Annotated in this window: 13 protein-coding genes; 4 read left to right on the top strand and 9 right to left on the bottom strand. The window is 69.3% G+C overall.

Annotated features, from left to right (window positions below; all coding sequences use genetic code 11):
- Positions 1 to 12: 12 nt before the first annotated feature.
- From pqqA to AB0C30_RS17205, 5 genes are all read right to left on the bottom strand, one after another.
- Positions 13 to 168 (bottom strand): pyrroloquinoline quinone precursor peptide PqqA, encoded by a 156-nt coding sequence (gene pqqA / locus AB0C30_RS17225; RefSeq protein WP_357944357.1) that lies wholly within the window; start codon positions 166 to 168, stop codon positions 13 to 15.
- 108 nt (positions 169 to 276) lie between these two features.
- Positions 277 to 1434: an MFS transporter gene (locus tag AB0C30_RS17220; RefSeq protein ID WP_357944354.1), complete on the bottom strand. Its 1158-nt coding sequence runs from the start codon at positions 1432 to 1434 to the stop codon at positions 277 to 279.
- Between the two features lie 101 nt (positions 1435 to 1535).
- A complete protein-coding gene (locus AB0C30_RS17215; protein WP_357944351.1) occupies positions 1536 to 2558 on the bottom strand; it encodes a PD-(D/E)XK nuclease family protein in 1023 nt (340 codons plus the stop codon).
- A complete protein-coding gene (locus tag AB0C30_RS17210; protein ID WP_357944349.1) occupies positions 2539 to 3249 on the bottom strand; it encodes an MBL fold metallo-hydrolase in 711 nt (236 codons plus the stop codon). Before AB0C30_RS17210 ends, AB0C30_RS17215 begins: the two co-directional genes overlap by 20 nt.
- Positions 3250 to 3326: 77 nt before the next feature.
- A complete protein-coding gene (locus AB0C30_RS17205; protein ID WP_357944346.1) occupies positions 3327 to 3950 on the bottom strand; it encodes a DUF6758 family protein in 624 nt (207 codons plus the stop codon).
- A gap of 74 nt (positions 3951 to 4024) precedes the next feature.
- On the opposite strand from AB0C30_RS17205, the gene AB0C30_RS17200 reads away from it, so the two are divergent.
- Entirely contained in the window at positions 4025 to 4447 is a 423-nt protein-coding gene (locus AB0C30_RS17200; protein ID WP_357944344.1) for an NUDIX domain-containing protein, read from the top strand.
- 181 nt (positions 4448 to 4628) lie between these two features.
- On the opposite strand, the gene AB0C30_RS17195 is transcribed toward AB0C30_RS17200, so the two are convergent.
- Positions 4629 to 5933, bottom strand: a complete 1305-nt coding sequence (locus AB0C30_RS17195; RefSeq protein ID WP_357944341.1) for an MFS transporter — start codon at positions 5931 to 5933, stop codon at positions 4629 to 4631.
- 125 nt (positions 5934 to 6058) lie between these two features.
- On the opposite strand from AB0C30_RS17195, the gene AB0C30_RS17190 reads away from it, so the two are divergent.
- The gene (locus AB0C30_RS17190; protein WP_357944338.1) at positions 6059 to 6568 is read left to right on the top strand and encodes a GNAT family N-acetyltransferase; all 510 of its coding nucleotides are present in this window, start codon (positions 6059 to 6061) and stop codon (positions 6566 to 6568) included.
- Positions 6569 to 6646: 78 nt separating this feature from the next.
- Here AB0C30_RS17190 and AB0C30_RS17185 read toward each other — a convergent pair whose 3' ends face one another.
- Complete coding sequence (locus AB0C30_RS17185) at positions 6647 to 7162, bottom strand: GNAT family N-acetyltransferase (protein WP_357944335.1); 516 nt, start codon at positions 7160 to 7162, stop codon at positions 6647 to 6649.
- A gap of 327 nt (positions 7163 to 7489) precedes the next feature.
- Here AB0C30_RS17185 and AB0C30_RS17180 point away from each other — a divergent pair, with 327 nt between their 5' ends.
- The gene (locus AB0C30_RS17180; RefSeq protein WP_357944332.1) at positions 7490 to 8332 is read left to right on the top strand and encodes an SMP-30/gluconolactonase/LRE family protein; all 843 of its coding nucleotides are present in this window, start codon (positions 7490 to 7492) and stop codon (positions 8330 to 8332) included.
- Between the two features lie 74 nt (positions 8333 to 8406).
- Here the strand turns inward: AB0C30_RS17180 and AB0C30_RS17175 are convergent, their stop codons facing one another.
- Both AB0C30_RS17175 and AB0C30_RS17170 read right to left on the bottom strand, forming a co-directional pair.
- On the bottom strand, positions 8407 to 9150 hold the full coding sequence (locus AB0C30_RS17175; RefSeq protein WP_357944329.1) for a class I SAM-dependent methyltransferase: 744 nt from the start codon (positions 9148 to 9150) through the stop codon (positions 8407 to 8409).
- 884 nt (positions 9151 to 10034) lie between these two features.
- A complete protein-coding gene (locus tag AB0C30_RS17170; protein WP_357944617.1) occupies positions 10035 to 10760 on the bottom strand; it encodes a TetR/AcrR family transcriptional regulator in 726 nt (241 codons plus the stop codon).
- Between the two features lie 82 nt (positions 10761 to 10842).
- Here AB0C30_RS17170 and AB0C30_RS17165 point away from each other — a divergent pair, with 82 nt between their 5' ends.
- Positions 10843 to 12495, top strand: a complete 1653-nt coding sequence (locus AB0C30_RS17165) for an ATP-binding cassette domain-containing protein (protein WP_357944327.1) — start codon at positions 10843 to 10845, stop codon at positions 12493 to 12495.
- Positions 12496 to 12567: the final 72 nt, after the last annotated feature.

The following is a 12567-nucleotide window of genomic DNA, read 5'->3' as shown; positions in this document are numbered from 1 at the left end:
GGCGGTGCCCGGTTACCTGGTGGCCAGGAAGTAGGCGGTCATCTCCATCGACGCCTCGACGACCTGGTAGTCGGGCTTGTGCCAGGTCATCTCCTCGCCGCGGGCCCTGACCTTCTTCTCATGGATCCTGCGTGGCTGCCTCTTGCCCTGTTCCTTCGGCTGGGACATGCGCACCTGCCTTCCATAGGGGTTACACCAGATATGACCGCTTTGGAAGCTTTGCGTCAATGGCTGAGATCGGAGCTATGCCCTGGGATTTCTCCCTATTCCTGGTTTTTAGCTCTTTTGACGAGATTCTTCATCCGATGTCTCGACGGGGATGACAAATCCGGCGAGCAGGATGAGCGACGAGGCCGTCACCATGACCCAGCCGCTTGGGGCCATGGTCTCGGGGGCGTACAGCACGCCCGTGATCGAGGCGGCGGTCGCGGCTCCGATGTACCGCGACGCCTGGAAGAGCCCCACGGCCAGGCCGGTCTCGTTCCGGTCGGCGTGTACGAACACCAGCGAGTTCAGGCCGAACTGGCTGAACGCGGACGCCAGGCCGATCAGCGACGTGATCACCAGCACCACCCCGACGGGCCCGACGAAGAACATGACGCACGACCCCGCCAGCAGCAGCCCCGCGCTCACCAGCAGCACGGCCCGCATCCCCACACGCGCGGCCAGCGCCACCGCCACCGGCGTCATGAGGACCGCCGACACGGCCATGGGCAGGACCAGCAGTCCCGCGAGGTGCGGCGGCAGCCCGGCCGAGCGCTGCGCCCAGAGCGGCACCATGATGAACGCCAGATAGAACACCACGTTGACCATCGCGAACACCCCGTAGGTGGCCAGCAGCGCCGGCTTCGGCCTCGGCAGCCACGCCTGCCGCTGCCGCACGGGGGCCACCTTGGGCAGCCAGCGCAGCGCCGGTACGAGCGCCACCGCCGCGAGCGGGACGTTGACCAGGAAGATCGCCCGCCACCCCCACAGGCTGACCAGGAACCCCGCCAGCACCGGCCCGGCGGCGGCGCTGGCCGTCAGCACCATCGAGATCAGCGCGATGACGCGGGGCGCCGGCCGCCCCTTCTCCGCCGTCGCCGTGATGATCGCCATCCCGGCCGGGAGCGTCGCGCAACTCCCGAACGCCTGCAGCAGCCGGGCCACCACCAGGACGGGATAGGAGGGGGCCAAAGCGGCCAGAGCGCCGGTCAGGCCCACCATGACCAGCCCGCCGCAGAACACCCGCCGGGGACCGAACCGATCGGCCATCGCGCCCATCAGGGGCGGCACGGCGACGGCGGTCAGGTAGAAGCCCGCGGCCAGCCAGGTGACGGCGACGACGCCGACGCGGAACTCCGTCTCGATGCGGGCCAGGGCTATGGCGATCATGGAGGAGTTCAGTGGGTTGAACAGGGCGCCGAGCGCCACCGCCACCGGCAAACGCCCCACCCGACCCACTATCCGACCATAACCGGATGTCTCACCATGGTCACCTGGCCACCCGGCCGGAGGCGTCGTACGACCACCGACCGGGTGTCAGGTTGTAGGCGTTATTCGGCCAGGCCGTCCCAGGGGCGGTGCTCGGGTGCGGCGGCCAACCCTTCGGGGCAGTGGCGCCGGAAGTCGCACCAGCCGCAGATCGGGCCGGGGCTGGGGGCGAACATCGTGTCCAGCTCGGGCGACACCGCCGGAGGCCCGACGTGCGGCCGCTCCTTGGGACCACTCGCCTCCCGGGCGGCGGGCACGCCTGCGACCGCCTCGGCGCCGTCCCGAACGCCCTGACCAGTCGCGCCATGGCCGCCGCTCGTCGTACCGGATGCTCGACCGCGGGGGCGTATCGGGCCCGGTGCGCCCATCACCTCGCGGTAGCGTTCGTCGGCGGTGGCGGCCTCGACCGCGACCTCCTCCGCCCGCCCCAGGTGACGGCCGAGGGACTCGTCCGTGTGGCGCCATTCGACGATCTCGCCGGTCGGCAGGTGGTGCAGCTCGACCGAATGGCACGGCGTGCGCATCATCCTGGAGGCCGCGATCGCGTAGATGGCCAGCGCGAGCGAGGACCGCGCGTCGTCCTGGGTGAGAGGCCGCCGTCCGGTCTTGTAGTCGACCACGACCAGCTCGTCGCCCCGCCGGTCGAGCCGGTCGATGCGGCCGGACACGGCGATGACCTTGGTGCGCGTGGCCACCGTACGCTCGACGCCGACCGGATCATCCGACGGATCCAGTGTGCCGACATATCCGGACACGAGGTCGCGGGCGCGCCCGAGCCACTGCGCCGACTGTTCGGCGTCCCTGAACCCCTCGGTGATCCACCCGTTGCTCAGCAGGATGGCCGCCGTCAGCGGCGTCCGCCGCTCATAGGGTTCGCGCCACCAGGCCGCGAGCGCGTTGTGCACGCTGGCTCCGACGCTGTTGTGCGCCCACCCCGGCCCCTTGGACGGCTGCGGCCGGTCGAGGTAGGTGAACCGGTAGCGGCGGCGGCAGTCGAGCCAGGCGTTCAGCCGCGACGGCGTACACGAATAGAGCCGTCGCGGCATCCCTTCCAGCGGCAGCTGGTCATACACCCCGGTTGTCATCCGGATCGAGCCTGATCCCGGCGGCCTTCGTGCCGTCGGTCAGCGGGCCCTCGTCCGCGTCGTCCGGCTCGCTGATGCGCCACTCGCCGAAGTGCGGCTCCAGGTCGCCGATCGTCACCTCGTCGCCGTGTGCGGCCAGCACCCGCGTCTCGGGGGGCAGCGTGAACAGCCGCGCCCCGATCGCGTTGAGCTGGAAGTTGAGGTCGGGGTATTCGCCGCCGATCTTGCCGGGCCCGTCGGCCTGCAGCGTCTCGCCGCTGAACACCACCCCGAGCGCCTCGCAGTAGAGCGAGACCCCGCCAGGCGTGACGCCGGGCGTATCCATGACGTCGAGCCGGACGTCGGCCACCTCGAAGATGCCGTCGTCCTCCATGTCGATGTCGGGCCAGGTCTGCGACCAGGTCTCCCGCCAGAGCGGCTTGTCCTTGGGGTGGAGGGCGATCACCGCCTCGTCCCTGCTGGCCACCTCGATGGCCGCGCCGACGTGGTCAGGCAGACCGTGGGTGCAGATCACGGCGAGCACCTCTCGCTCGCCGACCTTCTCCAGGATCTTGTCGGCGTCACGCGCCGGGTCGATCACGATCACCTCGTCGTCGTCGCCGACGATCCAGATGTTGTTCTCGACCTTGTGCTCGGTGCCGTCGATGTCGACGACACCCTCGCTCACCACTCGCTCGATACGCGCTGTCACGCCTCCGCACTCTAGTCCGTCTGAGTGACAGAGCGAATCTCGTTGACCGTGCCGCGGTCGAGAGGCGTCCGTACGGACTACTCCAGCCTCGGCGAGAAAGCGCCGAAAGGCAGGTCGAGCTCAAGGTCACGCAGGTCGTGAAGGCTCAGCTCGGCCAGCGCGATGAGGCACCCGGCCTCGGCGGGCCAGGCGATCGTCCACAGCCAGTTTCCCATCGCCTCGCCGGCGTAGACGGCCCGATCGGCGGCCGCGCCCACGCACCACAGCGCGGTCGGATGCCCGAGCACGACGATCTTCGCGTTCGGCGGCCCGGAGTCGAACCCCTCGCCGGGATCGGGCCCGTCCAGTCCCGCGAACGCGGCCCCCAGCCCGACGCCGGGCTCCTCCGCGATGACCAGCAGGTCGGCGGGCCCCCGCGTCAGCGAAGGGCCGCACAGCGCGACCACGCTGGCCCGGCCCCCCGTACGCTCGTCGCCCGCCTCCGCGAACCCGGTGACGAGCCAGCCGGGCGGCAAGGGCCATGGCAGCCAGACGGGCACCATCGAGCTCTTCCGCATCGTCTCGACCGCCCTGGCGGACGGGGGCCAAGGTGGCTGGTAGGGCAGGACATCACCGTGCGCGTCACACCGCCAGGCGCTCGACCACGCACTTGGCCCGTGAAGTGAACCAAAACACCGTGGGCAGGTTGGTACCGCTCTCACAGCTATTTACGCTGCGTCCTAGGGCACCGCCCCGTCAAGGCCGCATGCTGTTGTCCAGCCGTAATCTTGACCATGTGCGCGTAAATTGCGTGGGCGCCATCATCGGCGACGCCTCGGGCCGGCTCCTGCTGATCAAGCGCGGTCACCCGCCGGGCGCGGGCCTGTGGTCGATCCCGGGCGGCCGGGTGGAGGCCGCCGAGACGGACGCCGCCGCCCTGCGCCGCGAGGTCCTGGAGGAGACCGGCCTGGTCGTCACGATCGGTCCTCTGGTGGGCACCGTGGACCGTCCGGGGCCGGGCGGCGTGACGTACGAGATCCGCGACTACCACGCCACGGTCACGGACGGCACTCTCGCGGCGGGCGACGACGCCGCCGACGCCCGCTGGTGCTCACGGGAGGACCTGGTACGACTGCCGCTCACGGACGGCCTGCTGGAGGCACTGACGTCCTGGGACGCGCTACCGGGACAGGCGTCCAGAGCCGATCCATCGCCATGACGTAGAGCCGGTCGTCGACAGATCACCTCCTTCAGATGTCTTTCTACGAGGGCGTCCAGATCCATCGATCTACCCTCCCGACCTGGTATAACTCTGGATTGTCCCTTGTTTTATATCAGGATCGTCCCCGGTTTTATGCGCGATCTGTCCCCACTTTTATGCGCGATCTGTCCCTGCCTCGTCAGCCGCGCAGTTCCTCTCGGTGGTCGCTCCCGCGCAGACCGGCCAGTGCCACGGCGCTGACGACGCAGGCCGCCACCACGTAGTAGGCCGGGATGTCGACGTCCTTGGTCGTCTTGATCAGCTCGGTGATGATCAGCCCCGCCGACCCGGAGAAGACCGCGTTCGACAGCGAGTACGCCAGCCCCAACCCCGTGTAGCGGACCGTGGTCGGGAACATCTCCGCCAGCATCGCGGGCCCCGGCCCCGCCATCAGGCCGACCGCCACCCCGGCCACCAGGACGGCCAGCCCCTTGGCCCAGCTCGGAGCGCCGGGGTCCTGGAGCAGGTTCAGCAGGGGGAAGGCGAGCACGATGACCGAGATCGCCCCCGCCAGCATGACCGGCCGCCTGCCGACCCGGTCGCTCAACACGCCCGCCGGGATGATCGCCAGAGCGAAGCCCAGGTTGGCCAGCACCGTGGCGACCAGCGCCTGCTGGAAGGTGGCGTTCAGCGTGGTCTGGAGGTAGGAGGGCATGACGACCAGGAACGTGTACCCGGCGGCCGACCAGCCCATGAGCCGCCCGATACCCAGCACGATCGCCTTGGTCACCTCACCGGCGCTCGGCTTCGTGAGCGGTCCCGCCGTACGCGCCCGCTCGAACGACGGCGTCTCCTCAAGCCGCAGCCGCAGCCAGAGCGCCACGAGACCGAGCGGGAGGGCCAGCAGGAACGGCACCCGCCATCCCCAGGCCGCCAGGTCCTGCTCGGGCAGCGCGGTCGCGAGCACGGCCGCCGCGCCGGCTCCCCCGAGCAGCCCCAGCGCCACGGTGAACGACTGCCACGACCCGTACAGCCCACGCCTGCCACGCGGCGCGAATTCCGTCATGACCGAAACCGCGCCCCCGAACTCCCCTCCGGCCGACAGCCCCTGCACGATCCGGACGAGCGTCAGCAGCCACGGGGCCGCCGCGCCGATCGTGGCGTAAGTCGGGAGTACGCCGATCAGCGTCGTGGCGCCAGACATGAGCAGGACGACCAGGATGAGCAGGGGCTTACGGCCGACCCGGTCACCGAGCCGTCCGAAGAGCGCGGCGCCGAGCGGGCGGAAGAAGAACGCCAGGGCGAACGAGGCGTACGTCTTGACCAGCGCTTCCATGTCGCTCGCGCCGTCGGGGGTGAAGAAGTTGGCGGCGATGATGGTGGCGAAATAGCCATAGACGCCGAACTCATACCACTCGATGAAGTTGCCGACCGAGCCGGCGATGAGGGCCCGGCGGGAGCGGGCGGGGTCGGTGTGCTGGGGGTCGGGGGCCGTCGCCGTCATGTGGTGCCCTTTCGGCTGTCCGGTATGACGACAAGCTTCATAGATGCCTATAGGCGTGTCAATTACCTTCAGGGGGCCGCCTAAAGCAGTTGCGATCAGGACGTTCAGGGCGCCAGGCTGCCCGGATGATCGAATTGCAGGAGCTGTCGGCCGATGACTGGGCCCTCTGGCGAGAGCTTCGGCTCGTCGCGCTGGAGGAGGCGCCGTACGCGTTCGGAGTCCCGCTCTCGGAATGGCAGGGCGACGGCGACCGGGAGGAGCGGTGGCGGGACCGTCTGAGCATCCCCGGCTCGCGGAACCTGATCGCCCTGCTCGACGGCAAGCCCGCGGGGATGGCCAGCGGCATCCCGGGCGAACGGGACGGCGTGACCGAACTGATCTCGATGTGGGTCGTTCCGGAGGCGCGGGGGCGTGGGGTCGGCGATCACCTGATACGCGCCGTGGCGGCGTGGGCCGTGGAGGTGGGGGCCGAGGTCCTGGAGCTGGCGGTCGCGCCGTTCAATGAGAAGGCGATCGCGCTGTATCGGCGGCACGGGTTCGAGGACACTTCGCAAATCGGAGACGAGTTGCCGAACGGGCTGCGGGAGCTGGTGATGGCGAAGAAGCTGGCCATCAGAGGTGACGCTGACGACTGAACAACTCCAGCCCCTCTCCGCGCCGAGTGCCGAAAGCGCGTCCGCTTCGACACTCGGCGCGGAGACTGTTACCGCTTGTTACCGCTGCGGTAGGTCTGCCGTCGTGGCGCGGTACCTGGCCATGTCCTGCTCAATGCTCCACCGCTCGAAGCCGGCCTTCTCCAGCACTCGGATCGAGGGCGGGTTCGACAGCTCCACATTGGCGTACACGGTGTGCACACCTGGTGCGGTGAGGGCGTGCGCCGTCATGGCCCGGGTGGCCTCGGGGGCGTAGCCACGGCCGCGCCGGGAGGCCACGATGCCGTACCCGAGCTCAAGGGCGCCGTCGCCGGGCGGCCAGAACAGGCCGATCGAGCCGACCACCAGGCCGCTTTCGCGCTCTATGACCTGCCGGTGGCCGTATTCGCCCAGCCACGCGGGATGCTCGGCGAAGAGGCCGACGATGACGCCGTCGCCCTCGGCGGGGAAGTCCGCCGCCCAGTGCGCCTGCCGGGTGCCGCCCAGGACGGCGGCGGCCTCGCCGTCGGTCCATGCCCGCAGGATGAGGCGGGCAGTGGTCAGATCGGGGTGGGTCGGTGAAGGGGAAGATGACACGTGTGACTCCTGGTCGTTTTCGTACGACCCGGACCGCGCTAGCTTCGCGCGGGCCGGACAAGGGCATGCTGATGAGGGCTGTTCGCAGCCATATTCATCAACCTCCCTCGTCACACGGCGATCACGCGCCCCTCGCGCTGGCGCGATGCTATCGATGGGTCGACGGGCCGGGCAAATCGTTGTTTCGCCAGAATTCGTCCGCTCACGATGTCGAACCGGGTCGCTCGGCCTCGACGTCCCTGACACATGGAGGTCGTGAACGCTCTCCATGTGCACTCCTCGTCCTCATAGGCGTCACGCTCGAAGACGTCGCGAAGGGAGACATCGATGTCTGAACTGCGTACCTGGCTCACCGGCCTCGGACTGCTCGAGGCGCCGCGCTGGCACGAGGGCCGCCTGTACTTCTCCGACTGGACCGCGCACGAGGTGATCGCGCTGGACCTCGACGGCAAGCACGAGGTCGTGGCCCGGGTGGAGTCGATACCCCTCTGCACGGCCTGGCAGCCTGACGGGCGGCTGGTGATCGTCGACTCGGCGCGGGCCCTGCTGCTGCGCATGGAACCCGACGGTTCGCTGGTGACCCATGCCGACCTGACCGGCGTCGGGCAGGGCTGGAACGACATCGTCATCGACGGCCGCGGCAACATCTACGTCGACCGCGCGGGCTTCGACATGCTCAGCGGCGGGGAGTTCGCTCCCGGAGCCGTCACACATGTCGGCCCCGACGGCTTGGCACGTGACGTGGCCGACGGCATCTCGTTCCCCAATGGGCTGGCCGTGACGCCGGACAACGCAACGCTGATCGTCGCCGACTCGTACGGCAAAAGGCTCATGGGGTACGACATCGGACCCGACGGCAGCTTGGCGAACGGCCGGGTGTGGGCCGACCTCGGTGACAGCGTCCCCGACGGGATCTGCGTCGACGCCGAGCACGCCGTCTGGTACGCCGACGTGCCCAACCGGCAGTGCGTACGCGTCCGCGAAGGCGGAGAGAAGGTGCAGACCGTCCAACTCGACCGCGGCGCCTTCGCCTGCGAACTCGGCGGCGCGAACCGCTCGACGCTCTTCATCGTGGCCGCGGAGTGGCGCGGCATGCCCGAGATGGTGCCACCCGGAACCGGCCAAGTCCTCTCCACCGAGGTCGAGGTCCCCGGCGCCGGCTGGCCCTGAAGCGGTGTCGGACTCTCGTTCCGGGTGTCAGCGTGACTTCTTAGACGGCTTCACTCTATGGCGCACGCCCTCAGTCACCTATCGGCCGCGTTATCCGCCGGCCGCCGGAACAGGGCGGCCAGCAGGAAGGGAACGCCGAAGGCGAGCGCGTCGGGCGCCTGCTCCTCCATGAGCCGCAACTCGATCTCGGTGTAGTCCGAGAAGATCCAGCGCAGCGCCTCAGGCGTGTAGGCCAGCCCTCCGTGCAGGCGACCCTGGCGATAGAACTCCTCGTCCGGCAGCTCGGAGCCCATGACACCGGCGGCGAAACAGGTGAGGCCAAGATGACCGCCGGGGGCGAGCAGACGCTCCAGCAGGCTCAGATAACTCACCCGGCGATGCGGCGGCAGATGGTGGAGGCAGCCGGAGTCATAGACCAGGTCGTAGTGCCCGGGCGGCAGGTCGACGGCGAAGATGTCGCCACAGTGGAAGCGGACCTCGACGCCCGCCTCACGGGCCCGCTCTTTCCCCCAGGTCACGGCGGCCGGAGAAAGATCGACGGCGTCCACCTCGAACCCGAGCGAGGCGAGATGAACGGCGTTGCGCCCTGGCCCACAGCCGAGGTCCAGGGCTCGTCCTGGGGTGAGCAGGCCACGGTCCAGGTAGGACACCAGGCTCTCGTCCGGCTTGTCGACGAAGAAGGGGATGGGTGTGGAGCGGTCGGAGTAGAAGTCGTCCCACCAGGAGGAGGCGTTCGGCGTCCATCGGTCGGCATCCGCGGCGAATAGGCGGTCCAACATGGACAGGACGTCTTCTACCGTACGGATATCCCGGTTCACTCACAGCCTCCTCAGACCCCGGCCGCCCATGCAATCGGGTCCCTGAATTTTAGCCGTTATTGGCCACATTTGCCCACGTCAGCGGCCATTTCCGAGATCATCCAGCGGCGCCTCAAGGGGCGGCAGAGCGACATGAAGAGCCCGCCGCACCTCTCCTTGGAGAGGGCTGTCTTTGCCCGGCAACGCCCGCGTCAGAGGCGCCCATAGGGCTTCTGAGCGTCACTCCAAGCCCCGTTCTACGGCAGCAGTCGAATTTCTTCGCAGAGACCGCCGGCGAGGTGCCCTTGTCGGTCACACGCCGTACCCCCGGTAGATGTCCGGGCTTCGGCCGTGCCCAAACGCCCAGTGGGCACGACACCTCCGGCCGGTTCGTCTCGCCCTGCTTGATGAGGGCGACACCGTGGTGCCGCTCGCCCTGCTTGACGAGGGCGAGACCGCGTTGCCGGGGCCAGCCGGGCCGTACAGCGTCGTCCCGGTACGGGCGGCCGGCTCGCCTCGCAGCGCGCTCCGTAACTCGCCCGCCGGCCAACCCGTCCACTGTCGGCCAGCCGTGTCCCCGCCTCGTCCGCGCCGTGTCATGGTCGTGTCACCACCGGAACCGACGGGGGCAGCCGTCGGCAAACCGAGACATGCGGCAGACATCGCGCGCACACTCGGCGCCAATGGTGGCTCGTGATGAGCTGAGGAGATGTACCCGGCATGGGACGAGGTCGTCGACGCCCTGGGCGGCGATGAGGGCAGAGTCGTCAACGGGTCCGTGTGGGCACTCGACCTTGAGATCTCATCCGCATCGCCCGGTCGAGCGGAGCACACCGCGCCAGGCGCAGCTGTCGCGCAGGCAGGCCCCGACCACGCGACCTCGGGTCCTTTCGCGGGGTGGTTCCTTACGAGGAGGCGGGTTGACCCAGTGGTGAGGTGGCGGCGGCCTCGATGCCGTCGAGCAGCCAGGCGAGACCCAGCCTGAAGGCCGAGTCCCAGTCGTCGCCCGCCACCATCGGGCCGTGCTCCGCGAGACTCGGGTACCTGTCCCTGCTGGTGCGCAAGTGTTCGCGAGCGGCCTGCCGGATGTCCGGGTCGGCGTTCGTCTGCCAGGTCGCCTGCATCAGGGCGGAGCCGACGATGTAGTTGGACAGTCCGTACGCCGCAGCGGTGAGAGAGGGCCCGCCGAACCCCGCCTTGATCAGCGTGGAGTACAAGAACTCGCTGCGTGCCAGCACGTTGGGACCTAGCATCGGCCGACCCAGCAGCACGGCCGACCAGGGATGCTTCAGCAGGACGGAACGCCACCGGCCGGCCAGTGTGGTGACGGCTGCCCTCCAGTCCGCGTCCTCCTCGGGGATCTCGATCTCCCCAAAGATCATGTCGAGGGTCAGATCCAGGACGTCTTCCTTGGTCTTGACGTGCCAGTAGAGGGTGGTGGAGCCGGTGCCGAGGCGCTGGGCGAGCCTGCGCATGGTCAGCCGGTCGACGCCCTCCCCGTCCAGCAGGGCCAAGGCCTCGGCGGCGATGCGCTCCCGGGTGAGCGGTGGCCCTTCGCGGCCCGCCCGCGTGGCCGGCCGCAGCCACACGCCTCCGGCCGCTCCCTTGGTCGTTGGTCCCGCCTTGCTCATGTCCACGGACGCAAGTCTAATATTACTGGATCGTTGATCCTGTACTCGACCAATGATCGAGTACCCCTGAGGAGGCGCGACCGTGGCGGGACATGTGGAGGTGGACGGGCTGACCTACGTGCTGCCCGACGGGCGGCTGCTCCTGCACGAGGTTTCGTTCCGCGTCGGTGACGGGGCCAAAGCCGGTCTCGTGGGGCCCAATGGCGCGGGCAAAACCACGCTGCTGCGCCTGATCGCCGGCGACCTCCAGCCGGAGACCGGTCGCGTGGTCTCCTCGGGCGGGCTGGGGGTGATGCGGCAGTTCATCGGCAGCATCCGTGACGACCGCACCGTGCACGACCTGCTGTTGTCCGTCGCGCCGGAGCGGATCCGCGCCGGGGCGGCGGCTCTGGCGCGGGCGGAAGAGGCAATGGCCGCGCACGACGACGAGGCGGTCCAACTCGCCTACGCACAGGCCGCCGCGGACTACGCCGACGTTGGCGGCTACGACATGGAGGTCGTCTGGGACGTCTGCGTCACCGAGTCCATGGGCCTGACCTACGACGCGATCCGCGACCGCCCGGTGACCACCCTGTCGGGCGGAGAGCAGAAACGCCTGGTTCTGGAGGCGCTGCTACGGGGCCCCGACGAGGTCCTGCTGCTGGACGAGCCCGACAACTACCTCGACGTGGCCGGCAAGCAGTGGCTGGAGGGTCGGTTGCAGGCCGCGTCCAAGACCGTGCTGCTGGTCTCCCACGACCGCCAGCTCCTGGCCAACGCCGCCGACCGGATCGTCACCGTGGAGGACCGCGGCGTCTGGACGCACGGTGGCGGCTTCGCCACGTACGCCAAGGCCCGCGAGGAGCGCGTCAACCGACTGGAGGAGCGGCGCCGCCGCTGGAACGAAGAGCACGCCAGGCTGCGGCAGATGGTCAACACCCTGCAGCAGACCGCGGCCAACAACGACGCGCTGGCCTCGTCCTACCGGGCCGCCCGCACCCGGCTGGTCCGCTTCGAGGAGGCCGGCCCGCCGCAGCGCCCGCCCAAGCGGCAGAACGTGCGGATACGGTTGCGCGGCGGCCGTACCGGCAAACGCGCCGTCATCTGCGCGAACCTGGAGATCACCGGCCTGACTCGGCCGTTCGGCACCGAGATCTGGTACGGCGAACGCGTGGGCGTGCTCGGCTCCAACGGCACGGGCAAGTCCCACTTCCTGCAGATACTGGAACAGGCCGCGCACGGCGCGGTGCCCGCGATGAGCCACAGCGGTACGGTGCGGCTGGGCGCGCGGGTGGTGCCCGGCCGGTTCGTGCAGACCCACGCCCGTCCGGACCTGCACGGCCGCACCCCGGTCGAGCTGATCATGACCCGCCACCCCCTCATCCTGAACGAGTCGATGGCGGCGCTGGCCCGCTACGAGCTCGCTCCCGCCGCAAACCAGAAATTCGACACCCTCTCCGGCGGCCAGCAGGCCCGGCTGCAGATCCTGCTGCTGGAGCTGTCCGGCGCCACCCTGCTACTGCTGGACGAGCCCACCGACAACCTCGACTTGGCGAGCGCGGAGGCCCTGCAACAGGGACTCAATAATTTTTCCGGCACGGTGCTGGCGGTCACCCACGACCGGTGGTTCGCCGCCGACTTCGACCGGTTCCTCATATTCGGCGCCGACGGCACGATCCAGGAGAGCGACGAGCCCGTCTGGCACGAGGGCCGCGGCGAGCGCGCTCCCGGGAGGCGAGCCGCCGACCTGGGCTGACGCAGAAGATGTTGCAGGGTGAGCCGCACCAGCGTTGGGCCGGCCTGACCTCGCCCTTCATCCGACACGGCC

The sequence above is a fragment of the Nonomuraea sp. NPDC048901 genome (assembly GCF_040649695.1).
Taxonomy (GTDB): Bacteria; Actinomycetota; Actinomycetes; order Streptosporangiales; family Streptosporangiaceae; genus Nonomuraea.
The sequence above is the reverse complement of the archived record's forward strand: the minus strand, read 5'-3'. Positions and strand labels throughout refer to the sequence as shown.